This is a genomic window from Pseudomonas sp. LSJ-87, from assembly GCF_032971465.1.
Taxonomy (GTDB): domain Bacteria; phylum Pseudomonadota; class Gammaproteobacteria; order Pseudomonadales; family Pseudomonadaceae; genus Aquipseudomonas; species Aquipseudomonas putida_Z.
This window is the reverse complement of the sequence record NZ_JAWJYQ010000003.1, coordinates 376,585-393,500: the sequence shown is the minus strand read 5'-3', so window position 1 is coordinate 393,500 and position 16,916 is coordinate 376,585. Positions and strand designations below refer to the sequence as shown.

16 protein-coding genes are annotated in these 16,916 nt (G+C 65.0%); 8 read left to right on the top strand and 8 right to left on the bottom strand.

What is annotated here, in order from left to right; all coding sequences use genetic code 11:
- Positions 1-32 precede the first annotated feature (32 nt).
- From wspF to RYH74_RS04795, 7 genes are all read right to left on the bottom strand, one after another.
- Positions 33-1,046: a Wsp signal transduction system protein-glutamate methylesterase WspF gene (wspF, locus tag RYH74_RS04825; RefSeq protein WP_075043960.1), complete on the bottom strand. Its 1,014-nt coding sequence runs from the start codon at positions 1,044-1,046 to the stop codon at positions 33-35.
- Entirely contained in the window at positions 1,043-3,346 is a 2,304-nt protein-coding gene (locus RYH74_RS04820) for a hybrid sensor histidine kinase/response regulator (protein WP_286101147.1), read from the bottom strand. The genes wspF and RYH74_RS04820 overlap by 4 nt, the downstream gene beginning before the upstream one ends.
- Positions 3,343-4,005 carry a chemotaxis protein CheW gene (locus RYH74_RS04815; protein ID WP_084785060.1) on the bottom strand — a complete coding sequence of 221 codons (663 nt, stop codon included), beginning with the start codon at positions 4,003-4,005 and terminating at the stop codon, positions 3,343-3,345. Before RYH74_RS04815 ends, RYH74_RS04820 begins: the two co-directional genes overlap by 4 nt.
- A complete protein-coding gene (locus RYH74_RS04810) occupies positions 4,002-5,276 on the bottom strand; it encodes a CheR family methyltransferase (protein WP_075043957.1) in 1,275 nt (424 codons plus the stop codon). The genes RYH74_RS04815 and RYH74_RS04810 overlap by 4 nt, the downstream gene beginning before the upstream one ends.
- Positions 5,273-5,779, bottom strand: coding sequence for a chemotaxis protein CheW (locus RYH74_RS04805; protein WP_025337931.1), 507 nt, complete (start codon positions 5,777-5,779; stop codon positions 5,273-5,275). Before RYH74_RS04805 ends, RYH74_RS04810 begins: the two co-directional genes overlap by 4 nt.
- A 5-nt stretch (positions 5,780-5,784) precedes the next feature.
- On the bottom strand, positions 5,785-7,407 hold the full coding sequence (locus RYH74_RS04800; RefSeq protein ID WP_075043956.1) for a methyl-accepting chemotaxis protein: 1,623 nt from the start codon (positions 7,405-7,407) through the stop codon (positions 5,785-5,787).
- Positions 7,408-7,631: 224 nt separating this feature from the next.
- Positions 7,632-8,324, bottom strand: a complete 693-nt coding sequence (locus RYH74_RS04795; protein ID WP_075043955.1) for a tellurite resistance TerB family protein — start codon at positions 8,322-8,324, stop codon at positions 7,632-7,634.
- Positions 8,325-8,540: 216 nt separating this feature from the next.
- Here RYH74_RS04795 and ydcS point away from each other — a divergent pair, with 216 nt between their 5' ends.
- The 7 genes from ydcS to RYH74_RS04760 all read left to right on the top strand — a co-directional run bounded on the left by ydcS (position 8,541) and on the right by RYH74_RS04760 (position 14,738).
- Positions 8,541-9,692 (top strand): putative ABC transporter substrate-binding protein YdcS, encoded by a 1,152-nt coding sequence (gene ydcS / locus RYH74_RS04790; RefSeq protein WP_286101143.1) that lies wholly within the window; start codon positions 8,541-8,543, stop codon positions 9,690-9,692.
- Between the two features lie 150 nt (positions 9,693-9,842).
- Entirely contained in the window at positions 9,843-10,874 is a 1,032-nt protein-coding gene (locus RYH74_RS04785; protein ID WP_286101142.1) for an ABC transporter ATP-binding protein, read from the top strand.
- A gap of 1 nt (position 10,875) precedes the next feature.
- Entirely contained in the window at positions 10,876-11,787 is a 912-nt protein-coding gene (locus RYH74_RS04780) for an ABC transporter permease (protein ID WP_075043952.1), read from the top strand.
- Positions 11,777-12,583 carry an ABC transporter permease gene (locus RYH74_RS04775; RefSeq protein ID WP_085664572.1) on the top strand — a complete coding sequence of 269 codons (807 nt, stop codon included), beginning with the start codon at positions 11,777-11,779 and terminating at the stop codon, positions 12,581-12,583. Before RYH74_RS04780 ends, RYH74_RS04775 begins: the two co-directional genes overlap by 11 nt.
- 17 nt (positions 12,584-12,600) lie before the next feature.
- Positions 12,601-14,025 carry a gamma-aminobutyraldehyde dehydrogenase gene (locus RYH74_RS04770; protein WP_286101140.1) on the top strand — a complete coding sequence of 475 codons (1,425 nt, stop codon included), beginning with the start codon at positions 12,601-12,603 and terminating at the stop codon, positions 14,023-14,025.
- Positions 14,026-14,154: 129 nt separating this feature from the next.
- Positions 14,155-14,409, top strand: coding sequence for a type II toxin-antitoxin system HicA family toxin (locus tag RYH74_RS04765; RefSeq protein ID WP_075043950.1), 255 nt, complete (start codon positions 14,155-14,157; stop codon positions 14,407-14,409).
- Positions 14,406-14,738, top strand: coding sequence for a type II toxin-antitoxin system HicB family antitoxin (locus RYH74_RS04760; RefSeq protein WP_013971202.1), 333 nt, complete (start codon positions 14,406-14,408; stop codon positions 14,736-14,738). The genes RYH74_RS04765 and RYH74_RS04760 overlap by 4 nt, the downstream gene beginning before the upstream one ends.
- A 164-nt stretch (positions 14,739-14,902) precedes the next feature.
- On the opposite strand, the gene RYH74_RS04755 is transcribed toward RYH74_RS04760, so the two are convergent.
- Positions 14,903-16,009: an NADH:flavin oxidoreductase/NADH oxidase gene (locus RYH74_RS04755; RefSeq protein WP_075043949.1), complete on the bottom strand. Its 1,107-nt coding sequence runs from the start codon at positions 16,007-16,009 to the stop codon at positions 14,903-14,905.
- 557 nt (positions 16,010-16,566) lie between these two features.
- Between RYH74_RS04755 and RYH74_RS04750 the strand changes: the two genes are divergently transcribed.
- Entirely contained in the window at positions 16,567-16,830 is a 264-nt protein-coding gene (locus RYH74_RS04750; RefSeq protein WP_075043948.1) for a DUF3077 domain-containing protein, read from the top strand.
- Positions 16,831-16,916 lie beyond the last annotated feature (86 nt).

The following is a 16,916-nucleotide window of genomic DNA, read 5'->3' as shown; positions in this document are numbered from 1 at the left end:
GCCGGCCTGGCGGCGTGATTCAATACACTTCGTCATTTTGCGAAAAATTCCATCAAGCGCCCGGCTATGCGTTCCAGCGGGCGGATTTCCACTGCGGCATCGATGGCCGCAGCGGCCTTGGGCATCCCGTACACCGCACTGCTGGCCTGGTCCTGGGCAATGGTCAGGAAGCCCTGCTGGCGCATCAGCTTCAGGCCCTGGGCACCATCGCGGCCCATGCCGGTAAGCAACACGCCCACCGCATCGCCGGTCCAATAGCGCGCCACACTCTCGAAGAACACATCGATCGAGGGCCGGTAAATTTCATTGACAGGTTCGGCAGTGTAGGCCAGTTGGCCGTTCTGTAGCAGGCGGATGTGGTGATTGGTGCCGGCCAGCAACACCTGCCCCGGCTGCGGCGGCTCGCCTTCCCGGGCCAGGCGCACCGGCAGCCCGGCAGCGCTGCTGAGCCATTCGGCCATGCCCGCGGCAAACACCTGGTCCACATGCTGGACCAGCACGATGGCCGCCGGAAACGCCGCCGGCAGGCCCTGCAGCAACACTTCCAGCGCCGCCGGGCCACCTGCCGACGAGCCGATCGCCACCAGGCCGCGGCGCTGGGAAGCCTCGCGCAGCGGCGTGGCCACCGGGCGGGCGGCAGGCGCACGTTGCTGGCCGATCAGCCAGCCGATATTGAGGATTTTGCGCAGCAGTGGCGCCGCCGCTTCACGGGGATCGCCCGCGCCCAGCGCCGGCGTGTCTACCACGTCGAGGGCGCCGTAGCCCATGGCCTCGAACACCCGGTGCACGTTCTGCTTGCGGTCAACCGTGACGATGACGATGGCGCATGGGGTTTCGGCCATGATCCGCCGGGTGGCCTCGACGCCATCCATGACCGGCATGATCAGGTCCATGAGGATCAGGTCTGGCTGCTGTTCGGTGCAGCGCTGCACCGCCTCGGCGCCATTGCTGGCCACCCATACCACCTCGTGCGCCGGCTCCAGGGCGACCGCCCGGCGCAGCGCCTCCACGGCCATGGGCATGTCGTTGACGATGGCGATCTTCATCCCTGAGCACCTCCGATCAGCTCAACCACAGCATCCAGCAACGCATCGTCATGGAAACTGGCCTTTGCCAAATAGTAGTCGGCGCCGGCATCCAGGCCACGCCGTCGGTCTTCCTCACGGTCCTTGTAGGACACCACCATCACCGGCAGCGATTGCAGGCGCTGGTCGCGGCGCACCAGGGTGACCAGCTCGATGCCGTCCATGCGCGGCATGTCGATGTCGGTGATCAGCAGGTCGAAGTCCTCGCCACGCAAGGCGTTCCAGCCGTCCATGCCATCCACCGCCACGGCCACGTCGTAGCCACGGTTGCCAAGCAGCTTGCGCTGCAGTTCTCGCACGGTCAGCGAATCGTCGACCACCAGGATGCGCTGGCGCGCCACGCCACGGGCGCCGCTGCTGCCGCGCTCGATGCGTTCCAGGCTGCCGGTGCTGAGCAGTTTCTCCACCGAGCGCAGCAGGTCCTCGACATCGACGATCAGCACCACCGAGCCATCGTCGAGCAAGGCGCCGGAAGAAATGTCCTGCACCTTGCCCAGCCGTGGGTCGAGCGGCATCACCACCAGGACCCGCTCGCCCACCAGCCGCTCCACGGCCACGCCGTACAGTTGCTCGCGCTCGCGGATCACCACTACCCGCAGGCTGCTCTCCTGCGATTGCCCGGCCGGGCGGTTGAGCAGTTGGCTGGCCGCCACCAGGCCGATGTGCCGGCCTTCGTGCCAGAAGTGCTGGCGCCCCTCGATCTGCACGATCTCTTCGGCGCTCACTTCCAGCGTGCGTTCGATATGAGCGAGCGGGAAGGCATAGGCCTCGCCGCCCACCTCGACCACCAGGCTGCGCACCACCGACAGGGTCAGTGGCACCTGCAGGTGGAAACGGCAGCCCTGCCCGGCCAGCTGGGTCAGCTCGATAGAACCGCGCAGTTCACGGATCATGTGCTGCACCGCATCCAGGCCCACGCCGCGCCCGGACACCTCGGTGACTTTGTCGCGCAGGCTGAAACCGGGCAGGAACAGGAACGTCAGCAACTCTGCCTCGCTCATCCGCGCCACCGTGTCGGCGGGCGACAGGGCACGCCCGACAATGCTGCTGCGCAGGCGCTCGAGGTCGATGCCGGCACCGTCGTCGATCAGTTCCAGGCTGAGCATTCCGGCCTGGTGCGAGGCCCGCAGGCGGATAACCCCCTCCTCCGCCTTGCCCGCCAGCAGGCGCCGCTCGGGCAGCTCGATGCCGTGGTCGACCGCATTGCGCAACAGGTGGGTCAGCGGTGCTTCGAGCTTTTCCAGCACATCGCGGTCGACCTGGGTCTTGTCACCTTCCACCAGCAGCCGCACCGGCTTGCCCAGCGAACGGCCAAGGTCGCGCACCATGCGGCTCTGGCCGGTCAGCACATCGGCAAACGGCCGCATCCGGCAGGCCAGCGCGGTGTCGTACAGCAGTTGTGCGCGCTGGCTGGCCTGCCAGCCGAACTCGTCCAGGTCGGCAGCCTGCTGCTGCAGGATCTGCTGGGTTTCCGCCAGCAGGCGCTGGGTCTGTGCCAGGGCTTCGAGCACCTCGCTGCTCTGGCCACTGTCCTCCAGTTGCATGCGCAGGCCATCAAGCGCCTGCATGCCCTGGCCGTGCATGCGCTTGAGGCGCTGCAGGGTGGCCAGGTAAGGCTTGAGCCGCTGGGTTTCCACCAGCGACTTGCTGGACAAGTCGAGCAGGCTGTTGAGGCGGTCGGCGGTGACCCGCAGCACCCGCTCCGTACCTTCGCCGGTGCGCTTGCCGGCCTTGCGACGTGGGGCCAGCTCGGGCTCGGGCTCAGGCTCCAAGGGTTCGACAGGCAGCGGCAAAGGTTCGGCTTGCACGGTTTGCACCGGCGCTTCCGGCAGCGCTGGCACGGCTGGTGGCGCGGGGGGCACGGCTGCCGCCCCCGGGTCGAGCAGGTTGGCCATTTGCGCAAGGAACACCGGCAGGGTCGCCTGCGCCCCGGCATCGCCAGGCGTGGCGATGCGCATCAACAGGTCGGTGCCCTGCAACAGGGCATCGATATGCTCGGCGCTCAGGCGCAGGCGGCCCTCCTGGGCGGCCACCAGGCAGTCCTCCATGACGTGGGCGACGCTGACGCCAGCGTCCACCCCGACAATCCGCGCCGCGCCCTTCAGCGAGTGGGCCGCGCGCATGCAAGCCTCAAGCTGGTCGGCCTGCGTGGGATTACGCTCCAGCGCCATCAGGCCGACGCTGAGCACCTGGGTCTGCGCCTCGGCCTCCAGGCTGAACAGTTCGAGCAACGATGCGTCGCGCATTTGCTCTGGGGTCATGACAGGCTCCGCTGCACGGCAGACAGTAAGTGTTGATCGTCCAGCACCCGCACGCTGCGGCCACGCCATTGCAGGACCGCTGCGGTGAAGTGGGAGGCGTCCTGGCCGCTGCCCAGCAGCAGCGGGTCGAGCCGGTGAATGCCGTCGATTTCCTCGACCGCCATCACCACCGGCCCGCCATCCGCGGCCAGGATCAGCATGCGTGGCATCGCCCGGCCGCCACGTTGCTCGGCAGCGCTGGCCTGCACACCCAGCAGGTCGGCCAGTGACAGGCACGGCACCAGCGCACCGCGCACGTTGGCCACCCCCTGCAACACTCGCGAGCGCTGGTGCGGCAGCGAATGCACCGCCTGCAGCGGGGCAATTTCGGCCAGGCAGGCGGTGGCCAGCGCCAGCCACTCTTCGCCCAGGCGGAACAGCAGCATGGAGCGGCCGGTGTTTTCCTCGACCGGTGGCGCCACGGCAGCCTGGTGGTCCTGCATCAGCGCGTAGCGGTCGAGCAGGCGTGTGGCCGCTGCGGCATATACCTCGCAGTTGCGGCAGTGAACGTGACGTTCCAGCAGCGGGCACTGCTTGTCGCCGTGCACGCCAATGCGGTTCCAGCAGTCGTCGATGTGCGCGTCATCCTCGGCGAGCAATTGCATCGCGGATTCCTTCATCGTTCAGACTCCCGACCAACCCGTGCGGCGCGCTCCTGCAGGCGCCGGGCACCGGACAGGTCACCCTGGGCCGCCAGCAAGGCCGCCAGGTGCACCAGCGCCTCGGGGTGCTGCGGTTCCAGGTACAGGGCTTTGCGATAGTGGGTCAGTGCCTGCTGCGCATCGCCTTCGGTATCGCTGAGCAGCCCCAACCAGTAGTAAACCTGCGCCGAAGGCGCGAACTGGCCCAGGTAGCGCTGGCATTCGGCACGGGCCTGCTCGCTGGCGCCGGCATTGGCAAGCCGGGCAATGCTGGCCAGCAACTCGCTTGCCTCCTCGCGCTTGTGTTCGCGCACCGGCGCTGGCTTGGCAGCCACGGGCAGCACCCGCAGTGGGCGCGGCGACGCTGCGCTCGGTAACGGATAGCCTGGCTTGGCCGGTGCTGGCGATGTGCGCCGCAAGGGCTGGACCGGGGGCGCAGCCAGCGCAGCGCCGCCACCCTCCTGGCGTACGTAGGCGAACGACTGGGCAATCCCCAGCGGGCGCATGCCCAATCGCGCCAGCAAGCTGCCTTCGGCCGGGCCGATGAACAGCACACCCTGTGGGTGCAACAAGCGCTTGAGCACTTCGAACACCCGTTGTTGGGTCGGCACGTCGAAATAGATCAGCAGGTTACGGCAGAACACGAAGTCGTACAGTCCATCGCGGCTGGCCAGCGCCGGGTCGAGCACGTTGCCCACCTGCAGGCTGACTTGCTCGCGCACCCGCTCATGCAGGAGGTGGCCTTCGTCGAGGGCATCGAAGTAACGCTCGCGAAAGCCCAGGTCGCTGCCACGGAAGGCATTGCGCCCGTACACGGCCTGCCCGGCCTTGGCCACGGAACTGGGGCTGATGTCCATGCCGTCGATCATGAACGCCCCCGGCGCGATACCGGCATCGAGCAAGGCCATGGCCAGCGAATAGGGTTCCTCGCCGGTCGAGCAAGGCAGGCTGAGCAAACGCAGCGGGCGCGCCCCGGCCAGCTCGGCCAAGCGCTTGTGCGCCAGGCTGGCCAAGGCGGTGAAGGATTCGGGGTAACGGAAGAACCAGGTTTCCGGGACGATGACCGCTTCGATCAGCGCCTGTTGCTCATCCATCGACTGCTGCAGGTGCAGCCAGTAATCATCCAGGTCCGCAGCGTTCACGGCCACGCAGCGCTGGCGCAGCGCACGCTCGACCATGGGCGCGCCCACCGACTCCACGTCCAGGCCGATGCGTTCACGCAGGAAGCGGAAAAAATGCTGTTCGTTCATGTCGGCATCCCTGTCGGATCATCCGCGTACAGCAACTCGTGCACGGCATCGGGCAGCAGGTCGTTGACTTCGATGCGCTGCAACAAGCCCTGCTCGTCCTGACGCACCGGCCCCAGGTACGGGGCTTCACCGCTATCCACGCCATACGGCTGGAACTCGTCGGGGTGGCAACGCAGGGTTTCGGTGGCCTGTTCCAGGATCAGGCCAAGCTGCAGGCCGCCTCGGTAGTGCACCAGCACCAGGCGGGTACTGGTGCGCTGCGCCGCCGGCTGGCCGAAGCTCAATGCCGCCAGGTCGACCACCGGTACCAGCAGGCCCCGGTGTGCAAGGATGCCTGCGACCCAGGCAGGCGCCTTGGCGATCGGTTTGAGCGGCTGGCGCGGCAGCACCTCGATCACCTCGTGCACGCTCAGGGCAAAGCGTTGCTCCCGGATGCGAAACTGCAGGTACAACGCCCCCTTGGCGTTGACCGCCCGCGCGGCGCGCGGTTGCAAGTCGTTCATCGCAGTCAGACTTTGAAGCGCGACACGCCGCCACGCAGGCCAGCGGCCACCTGGCTCAGCTCATCGATGGCGAAACTGGCCTGGCGCAGCGATTCGACCGTCTGGGTGCTAGCATCGCTGAGCTGGGCCAGCGCCTGGTTGATCTGCTCGGCACCGGTGGCCTGGGCCTGCATGCCTTCGTTGACCATCAGCACGCGTGGGGCCAAGGCCTGCACCTGGTGGATGATCTGGCTGAGCTGTTCGCCCACTTGCTGCACCTCGAACATGCCGCGGCGCACTTCTTCGGAAAACTTGTCCATGCCCATGACCCCGGCCGACACCGCCGACTGGATCTCGCGCACCATCTGCTCGATATCGTAGGTGGCCACGGCGGTCTGGTCGGCCAGGCGGCGCACTTCGGTGGCTACCACGGCAAAGCCGCGGCCGTACTCGCCGGCCTTTTCCGCTTCGATGGCAGCGTTGAGCGACAGCAGGTTGGTCTGGTCGGCGACCTTGACGATGGTCACCACCATCTGGGTGATGTTGCTGGCCTTTTCGTTGAGGATGCCCAGCTTGGCGTTGACCAGGTCGGCGGCGCCCATCACCTGGTGCATGGTTTCTTCCATGCGTGCCAGGCCCTGCTGGCCGGAACCGGCCAGGCTGGAGGCCTGGTCGGCGGCCGAGGTGACTTCGGTCATGGTGCGCACCAGGTCACGCGAAGTGGCGGCGATTTCCCGCGAGGTGGCGCCGATTTCGGTGGTGGTGGCGGCCGTTTCGGTGGCGGTGGCCTGCTGTTGCTTGGAGGTTGCGGCGATTTCGGTCACCGAGGTGGTCACCTGCACCGACGAACGCTGGGCCTGGGCCACCAGGTTGGCCAGGGCCTCGGCCATTTCGTTGAAGCCGCTTTCGATGGCGCCGAACTCGTCCTTGCGGTCCAGGCTCAGGCGCATGCTCAGGTCGCCGGAGCGCAGTTTGTCGAGGGCATGGACAATGCGCTGCATGGGCGCGGTGATGGCGCGCATCAGCAACAGGCCGCAGATACCGGCGGCGATGATCGCCAGCAGCAGCGAAACTATCATGCTGCCCTTGGCCGTGCTCACGGCGCCGACAATCTCGTTGGTGTCGGCGTCGGCGGAGGCGCGGTTGTGCTCGATCACTTCGTTCAGGTGCTTGCGGCCTTCGAGCCAGGCTGGGGTGAGCACATCGGTGATCAACCGCTGGGCTTCCGCGTAGTTGCGCTGTCGATAGGCTTCCAGCACCTGGTCGACGATCTTGAGGTAGGCAACTTCCATCTGGATGAAGGCGTCGAAGCGCGCCTGGTCGTCATCATCCTGAATGGTGCCCTGGTAGCTGGCCATGTGCTCTTTCAGGCGGTCCTGGAAGCTCTTGAACAGCTCCGCGTCGGCCGAGGTGAATTCGCGGTGGTTGGACAGCCCCACCAGCTGCTGGCTGGTGACGTAACTGTCGACCCAGGCACTGCGGATCATCGAGCTGTAGTAGAGGCCGGGAATGCTGTCGGTCCCCACTGCCTGCTCGGCGGATGCGATGGTCACCAACCGCGAGTAGGCGGCCACGATCATCAGCAGCATGATGGCGATGATCACGGCGAAACTTGCCAGGATCCGTTGGCGCAAGGTCCAGTTCTTCACATTCAGCCCTCAGGAATTCACAACGAGCGGGAAAAATCGCCGAAGTATAGCCCAGGCGCCCAGTGCTCATGCGGCTGAAATGTGGGGTAACCAGGTAACCTTGCCGACAGACCGGTCATTTGTGCCCAACGCCATTGGGGCCGCTGTGCGGCCAATCGCCGGCAAGCCATGTGCGATCCCTGTGGGAGCCGGCTTGCCGGCGATGGGCTGCAACGCAGCCCCCGTCACTGGCCGGCGGCAAGCCTTGCCTGGCTTTCCAGTTCCTGCCGCAGGGCCGGGTCCAGGCGCAGCTGGCGGGCCAGTTCGTCCAGGTAGGCGCGCTCCATGAAGTTTTCCTGGTCGACCATCATCACGCTGGCCAGGTACATCTCGGCGGCCATTTCCGGCGTTTGCGCGGCACGGGCCACTTCGGCCGGGTCCAGCGGCTTGTTCAGCTCGGCATGCAGCCAGTGCTGCAACTCGCGGTCGTTGTCCAGGCGGGTGAATTCGCCCTCGATCAGCGCACGCTCGCGTTCGTCGATATGGCCATCGGACTTGGCCGCCGCCACCAGCGCCCGCAGTACCGCCTGGCTGTGCAGCTCGGCCTGGGCCGGCGGCAGGCGGTCGACGGTCTGTGGCTCGGTGGCGGCCACCTGCTGGCGCGCCTGCCAGTTGCCGTAGGCCTTGTAGGCCAGCACACCGAGCGCGGCCAGGCCGCCATAGGTAAGGGCCTTGCCGCCATATTTGCGGGCCTTCTTGTTGCCCAGCAGCAAGCCCATGGCACCCGCCGCCAGGGCGCCGCCACCGGCACCGGAAAGCAGGCTGCCAAGGCCGCCGGCACTGGTGCCTGGCTTGCCAGAGCTGCCCTTGCCGGCCTGGCTGGCGAGCAAGTCCTGGCCGGACTTGAGCAACTGGTCGAGCAATCCCCGGGTATTCATCAAACGGTCTCCACGTTGGCCAAGGGAGCCGTCAGGTTAAGCCCTGCCCGCCCGATCGCCATGGGGGGATTTGCTTCCGGATGTTGCATTGGCTGGCAAAAAGCCAACTAGACTCGATATCGCCAATACCGCGCTAACCGCACCACGTTCATGACGATCGCTTCACGGCTTGCTTGATGACTGCCCCGACCAAAATCTCCAAGAAGAGGGAACACCATGTCAGTGCACAAGACCGCATTGCTCGGCGCAACCGCCTGCGCCCTGCTGGCCAGCGCCAGCCTGCAGGCTGCCGAACCGCCCAAGGCCCTGGGGCCCGGCGAGGGCCGCCTGGACATCGTCGCCTGGCCCGGCTACATCGAGCGCGGTGAAAGCGACAAGGCCTACGACTGGGTGACCGGCTTCGAGAAGGAAACCGGCTGCAAGGTCAGCGTCAAGACCGCCGCCACCTCGGACGAGATGGTCAGCCTGATGACCAAGGGCGGCTACGACCTGGTCACCGCCTCGGGCGATGCCTCGCTGCGGCTGATCGCGGGCAAGCGGGTACAGCCGATCAACACCGCCTTGATCCCCAACTGGAAGAACATCGACCCACGGCTGCAGAACGGTGGCTGGTACGTGGTCGACAAGCAGGTCTATGGCACCCCCTACCAGTGGGGGCCGAACGTGCTGCTGTACAACACCGACGTGTTCAAGCAGGCGCCCACCAGCTGGGGCGTGCTGTTCGAGCCGCAGAACCTGCCCGACGGCAAGCCGAACAAGGGCCGCGTGCAGGCCTACGATGGGCCGATCTACATCGCCGATGCGGCGTTGTACCTGAAGGCGGCCAAGCCGGAGCTGGGCATCCAGGACCCGTACGAGCTGAGCGAAGCGCAGTACAAGGCCGTGCTGGAGCTGCTGCGCCAGCAGCAACCGCTGATCCACCGCTACTGGCATGACGCCACGGTGCAGATGAGCGACGTGAAGAACGAAGGCGTGGTTGCCTCCAGCTCCTGGGGCTACATGGTCAATGGCCTCAAGGCCGAAAAGCAGCCCGTGGCCTCGACCATTCCCAAGGAGGGCGCGACCGGCTGGGCCGACACCACCATGCTGCACAGCGAGGCCAAGCACCCCAACTGTGCCTACAAATGGATGGACTGGTCGCTTCAGCCGAAAGTACAGGGGGACGTGGCGGCCTGGTTCGGTTCGTTGCCGGCAGTGCCGGCGGCCTGCACCGGCAGCGAGCTGCTAGGGGCCGAGGGCTGCAAGACCAACGGTTTCGACAACTTCGACAAGATCGCCTTCTGGAAAACCCCGCAGGCCCAGGGCGGCAAGTTCGTGCCGTATAGCCGCTGGACCCAGGATTACATTGCGATCATGGGCGGGCGCTGAGGTTACCTGAATGCCTGTGCCGGCCTCTTCGCGGGTGAACCCGCTCCCACAGGTTCATCACCACCTGTAAGGGTGGTGCTTTACCTGTGGGAGCGGGCATGCCCGCGAAGAGGCCAGCACAGGAGAAAGCCAGTTGTCCGGAGCCTATGCATGCCCCTAGCCGTCCAGTTCACCCAGGTTTCCCGCACCTTCGGCGAGGTCAAGGCCGTCGACCAGGTCAGCATCGACATCATCGATGGCGAATTCTTCTCCATGCTCGGCCCCTCTGGCTCGGGCAAGACCACCTGCCTGCGCCTGATCGCAGGCTTCGAGCAACCCACCAGCGGTTCGATCCGCATCCACGGTGTCGAGGCTGCGGGCGTACCGCCCTACCAGCGCGACGTCAACACCGTATTCCAGGACTACGCCCTGTTCCCGCACATGAACGTACTGGACAACATCGCCTACGGCCTGAAGGTAAAAGGCGTGGCCAAGGCCGAACGCCACAGCCGCGCCGAAGAAGCCCTGGCAATGGTGGCCCTGGCCGGCTACGGCGCACGCAAGCCGGCGCAGTTGTCCGGGGGCCAGCGCCAACGCGTGGCCCTGGCCCGCGCGCTGGTCAACCGGCCACGGGTACTGCTGCTGGACGAGCCGCTTGGCGCGCTGGACCTTAAGTTGCGCGAACAGATGCAGGGCGAGCTGAAAAAGCTGCAGCGCCAGCTGGGCATCACCTTCATCTTCGTCACCCACGACCAGACCGAGGCGCTGTCGATGTCCGATCGCGTCGCAGTGTTCAACCGCGGCCGTATCGAGCAGGTCGACACCCCGCGCAACCTGTACATGCAACCGGCAACCACCTTCGTCGCCGAATTTGTCGGCACCTCCAACGTTGTGCGCGGCGAACTGGCCACGTTGCTCAATGGCAGCCCGGCGCCCTTCTCCATCCGCCCCGAACACATCCGCCTCGGCGACCCGGCCACAGCCGGCCAGCACGTCCAGGTCAGCGGCCAGCTGCGCGATATCCAGTACCAGGGCAGTGCCACCCGCTACGAGCTGCAACTGGACAGCGGCCAGTTGCTGGCGGTGAGCCAGGCCAACGACCGCTGGCAGGCGCAGGCACAGGCCTGGCAACCCGGGCAACGGGTACAGGCGCACTGGCCCCGCGAAGCCATGACGGTGCTGCAGGAAACCGAGGGCCGCTGAAATGAGCACACTGCGCGGCCTGTCCAACCTGCTGTACCGGCGCCCCAACCTGTACCTGGCCCTGCTGCTGGTCCCACCGCTGACCTGGTTCGGCGCTATCTACCTGGGCTCGCTGCTGAACCTGCTGTGGCAGGGCTTCTATACCTTCGACGACTTCACCATGGCGGTGACACCGGACCTGACCCTGGGCAATTTCGCCGCGCTGTTCAACCCGTCGAACTTCGACATCATCCTGCGCACCCTGGGCATGGCGCTGGCGGTGTCGCTGGCCAGCGCGGTGCTGGCCTTCCCCATCGCCTACTACATGGCGCGCTATACCAGCGGCAAGACCAAGGCGTTTTTCTATATCGCGGTGATGATGCCGATGTGGGCCAGCTACATCGTCAAGACCTACGCCTGGACCCTGCTGCTGGCCAAGGGCGGCGTGGCCCAATGGTTCGTCCAGCAGCTGCACCTGGATGCCCTGCTGCAAACGGTGCTGGCGGTACCGGGCGTGGGCGGCAGCACGCTGTCGACTTCGCACCTGGGGCGCTTCATGGTGTTCGTGTACATCTGGCTGCCGTTCATGATCCTGCCGATCCAGGCCTCGCTGGAACGCTTGCCGCCATCGCTGCTGCAAGCCTCGGCAGACCTCGGCGCCCGGCCCGGGCAAACCTTCGTGCAGGTGATACTGCCGCTGTCGATCCCGGGCATTGCCGCCGGCTCGATCTTCACCTTCTCGCTGACCCTGGGCGACTTCATCGTGCCGCAGCTGATCGGCCCGCCCGGCTACTTCATCGGCAGCATGGTCTATGCCCAGCAAGGGGCGATCGGCAACATGCCGATGGCTGCCGCGTTCACCCTGGTGCCGATCGTGCTGATCGCGGTGTACCTGTCCATCGTCAAGCGACTGGGGGCCTTCGATGCACTCTGAAAAAGCCTCGACCGGGCTACGCCTGGCGGCCTGGGGCGGGTTGCTGTTCCTGCACTTCCCGATCCTGATCATCTTCCTGTATGCCTTCAACACCGAAGACGCGGCGTTCAGCTTCCCGCCCAAGGGCTTTACCCTGAAGTGGTTCGCCGTGGCCTTCGCCCGGCCCGATGTGCTGGAAGCGATCAAGCTGTCACTGCAAGTGGCCTGCCTGGCCACGCTGATCGCCCTGGTGCTCGGCACGCTGGCCTCGGCGGCGCTGTACCGGCGCAGCTTTTTCGGCAAGGAGAGCATTTCGCTGATGCTGATCCTGCCCATCGCCCTGCCCGGCATCATCACCGGTATCGCCCTGCTCTCGGCGTTCAAGACCTTGGGGATCGAGCCCGGGATGTTCACCATCGTGGTCGGCCATGCCACGTTCTGCGTGGTGATCGTCTACAACAACGTGATCGCCCGCCTGCGGCGTACTTCGCAGAGCCTGATCGAAGCCTCGATGGACCTGGGCGCCGATGGCTGGCAGACCTTCCGCTACATCATCCTGCCCAACCTCGGCTCGGCTCTGCTGGCCGGTGGCATGCTGGCCTTTGCCCTGTCGTTCGACGAAATCATCGTCACCACCTTCACTGCCGGCCACGAACGCACCCTGCCGATCTGGTTGCTAAACCAGCTCAGCCGCCCGCGCGACGTGCCGGTGACCAACGTGGTCGCCATGCTGGTGATGCTGGTGACCATGCTGCCGATCCTTGGCGCCTATTACCTGACCCGTGGCGGTGAAAGCGTCGCGGGCAGCGGCAAATGACCCTGGAGGAGTCCCCGATGCAAACGCAGATGCTGATCAATGGCCAGCTGGTCGCTGGCGAAGGCCCGGCCTGGACCGTGCTCAACCCGGCGCTGGGCAGTGCCCTGGCGCAGATCAACGAAGCCAGCGAGGCCCAGGTGGACAGCGCCGTGCGCGCCGCCGACCAGGCCTTCGACAGCTGGTCGCAAACCAGCCCCAAGGAACGCTCGCAAGCCTTGCTGGCGCTGGCCGACGCTATCGAAGCCCATGGCGATGAACTGGCCCGACTGGAATCGCAGAACTGCGGCAAGCCGCTGAGCGCCGCGCTGAATGACGAGATCCCGGCAATTGCCGACGTGCTCCGCTACTTCGCCGGTGCGGCGCGCTGCCTGGGTGGCTCGGCAGCCGGCGAGTACCTGCCGGGGCATACTTCGATGATCCGCCGCGACCCGCTGGGCGTGGTGGCCTCGATCGCACCGTGGAACTACCCGTTGATGATGCTGGCGTGGAAGATCGCCCCGGCCCTGGCTGCCGGCAACACGGTGGTGATCAAGCCCTCCGAGCTGACCCCGCTGACCGCCCTGCGCCTCGGCGAACTGGCCCAGGACCTGCTGCCACCGGGGGTGCTGAACATCCTCTTCGGCCGTGGCCAGACGGTCGGCAACCCGCTGGTCAACCACCCCAAGGTGCGCATGGTGTCGCTGACCGGCTCGATCCCCACCGGCGCTCACATCATCAGCGCCACTGCCGACAGCGTGAAACGCATGCACATGGAACTGGGCGGCAAGGCCCCGGTGCTGGTGTTCGACGATGCCGACATCGATGCCGCCATCGACGGCATCCGTACCTTCGGCTTCTACAACGCCGGCCAGGACTGCACCGCCGCCTGTCGGCTGTACGTGCAGGATGGCATCTACGAGCGTTTCGTCGAACGCCTGGGGGCCGCAGTGGCCAGCCTAAAGCCAGGCCTGCAGGAAGCCGAGGACACCGAACTGGGGCCACTGATCAGTGCCCAGCACCGCGACAAGGTCGCAGGGCTGGTGCAACGGGCCATCGCCCAGCCGCACATTCGCCTGGTGACCGGTGGCAAGGCGATTGATGGCGACGGTTTCTTCTTCGAACCAACCGTGCTGGCCGATGCCCTGCAGGATGACGAAATCGTGCGCAACGAAGTGTTCGGCCCGGTAGTGTCGGTGACCCGCTTCAACGACGAAGCGCAGGCACTGGAATGGGCCAACGACTCCAACTACGGCCTGGCCTCATCGGTATGGACCCGCGACACCGGCCGCGCCCACCGCCTGGCGGCGCGCCTGCAGTATGGCTGCACGTGGGTGAACACCCACTTCATGCTGGTCAGCGAAATGCCCCACGGCGGGCAGAAGCATTCGGGGTATGGCAAGGACATGTCGATGTATGGGCTGGAGGACTACACCTGTGTGCGGCATGTGATGATCAAGCATTGAGCGGTCGTGTTGGATCGAGGGGCTTTGCATCCCCTCGGTCAACATCTCAGACGTTTCCTTCAAGGACGATCCCCTTCATCCTACTACTCATCCATTGAGCCCCTCTCATTGGTATCATAATCTGATACCATGAATAACCATCAGCAAGCCACACTTGAAGCAGTACTGAAAAAGCCGGTTCCCAGGACGCTGGAATGGGTGCGACTGGAGTCAATGTTGGTATCACTGGGTGCCCGGGTCATCGAAGGAAGAGGGTCACGGGTTCGCTTTGAACTCAATGGCGCTGTAGCAACCTTCCATCGCCCTCATCCGGACAGGCACGCCAAGCCCTATCAACTAAGAGACGCCCGCCAGTTCCTCGAGCAGGCAGGAGTAATACCATGAATGTCATGACCTACCGCGGCTACGCCGCTCGTATCGAATACAGCGACGAAGACCAGTTACTGATCGGCCATGTCGCAGGTATTCGCGATGTGATCGGCTTCCATGGCGAATCGATCAGTGAGCTGCGCCAGGCATTTGAAGACGCCGTGGACGATTATCTTGAGACTTGCCAACGCCTGGGCCGTGAGCCACAGAAAACCTACTCCGGCAAGCTCAGCCTGCGCCTGGAGCCTACCCTTCATGCCAGTGTGGCGGCCAAGGCAGAGTTGGCCGAGAAAAGTATCAACCAGTGGGTAAGCGATATTCTCAGCAAGGCTGCCTATAGCTGAATTGAGATGCCGACGCGGTCGTTGTAGGAGCGGCCTTGTGTCGCGAAAGGGCCGCAAAGCGGCCCCGGCAATATCAGCGGCGGAGCTGGAAACCTGGGGCCGCTTCGCAGCCCTTTCGCGACACAAGGCCGCTCCTACAACGACCGCGTAATGCTTGGGTCAGGTCAATCCCGCAGGTCCGACTCGTGAATCGGGTTGGCCCGACTGGTGGCACGCTGGTATTGCGCAGGCCAGGTAGCTTTGTTGCCGCCCAGGTCGTCGTCGGCATGCAGCGGCCAGTACGGGTCGCGCAGCAGTTCGCGGGCGAGGAAGATGATGTCGGCCTGGCCGGTGCGCAGAATGTGCTCGGCCTGGGCCGGTTCGGTGATCATGCCCACGGTGCCGGTGGCGATTTCCGATTCCTTGCGCACACGCTCGGCGAAGCGCGTCTGGTAGCCGGGGCCGGTGGGGATTTCGGCGTTGACCGAGGTGCCGCCGGAGGACACATCGATCAGGTCGACGCCCAAGCCACGCAGGCGGCGGGCCAGTTCGACGGTTTCATCCGGGTTCCAGCCGTCCTCGACCCAGTCGGTCGCCGATACCCGCACGAACAGCGGTAACTCGGCAGGCCAGACTTTGCGCACGGCCTCGACCACCTGCAGGGTCAGGCGGATGCGGTTTTCGAAGCAACTGCCGTACTCGTCGCGACGCTGGTTGCTCAGCGGCGACAGGAACTGGTGCAACAGGTAGCCGTGGGCGGCGTGGATCTCGACCACTTTGAAACCGGCCTTCAGGGCACGCTCGGTGGAGGCGACGAAGGCGGTGATCACCTGATCGATCTCATCCTTGTTCAATTCCCGCGGCGCGGTGTGCTGCGGGTCGAAGGCGATTTTCGACGGCCCTACCGGCTGCCAGCCGCCCTCTTCGAGCTTGACGCTGCCTTGCTTGCCCAGCCACGGGCGATAGGTGCTGGCCTTGCGCCCGGCGTGAGCCAGTTGGATACCGGGCACGCCCCCCTGGGCGGTGATGAAACGGGTGATGCGTTGCAGCGGGGCGATCTGAGCGTCGTCCCACAGGCCGAGGTCTTCAGCGGTGATGCGGCCATCGGCGGTCACCGCCACGGCTTCAGTGATTACCAGGCCAGCGCCACCCACGGCGCGGCTGCCTAAATGGACGAGGTGCCAATCGTTGGCCAGGCCATCGACGGCGGAATACTGGCACATCGGCGAAACGGCGATGCGGTTGGGCAGGGTCAGCTGACGCAGGGTGTAAGGCTCGAGCAGCAGGCTCATGAGGGCACCTCCCAAGGACTCCAATGGTGATCCGGCCCGGACACTCAATTGCACGTCCCTGGCCCAGGTCCGGTCATAACTTCAGACTAGACCAGAATGGTTGGGGGGGAGGTTCCATGGGATTTGGTAGAGGTTGAACGGCTCTGCGTTACCAGCGCCATGTCTGATCAGAGTTTCAGATATCCCTTACGGCCCAGATCTAGTGAAGCCTAGGCTGAGGAAATAACCTACAAGTCCTGTCGACTCGCGTCTGATTGTTACTGGAATCCTGACTCTCTAGCCTTTGCTGGTCGCTGGCATTCAGCGGCCGGGGGTGGAATCCCGATCAATTACCGAGTAGCTGTCGTCATGGCAGTTGTGCGCGGAAGGCCGCAAAGCCTACCGGGTTTACTCGTAGCCTGGATTCCACACCGCGTACAACTGCCACCCTTCGTGTGGAATCGGAGAGGCGGTCAATCAGCAACCATACGAGTGATTGATATGAAAATGACAGTCCCTGATCCCCCCTCATTTCTTCTCCTTCGACAAAGCGCTCAGAATGATCAGGAGAGGAATCAATGAAGACAGACGACACCCAATTCACCGTCGGCAAGACCACTTTCTTTCAGGGTGAGAACCAGACCCACCCATTATTTCGCATCGAAGCGGGCATTCCGTGCCGAGACGCCCGTGATCAGGCTTCGGAATTGATGGGCTATGTGCGGGAGTTGACCATCGTCGGGCTGATGGATGAGAAACCCATGATGATCTGGGCTGCGCACTATCTCAGTGCAATGGCCAAGGCGCTGATGGATGATGCCGAGTTAGGTATGGCGCGCTGAGTTTGATGTGATCATCGATCGCACATGGAGCACATTAGCCAGCCCGCCGCAGAGCCTTGTGGGCGGGTTTACCCGCGAAGAATGCG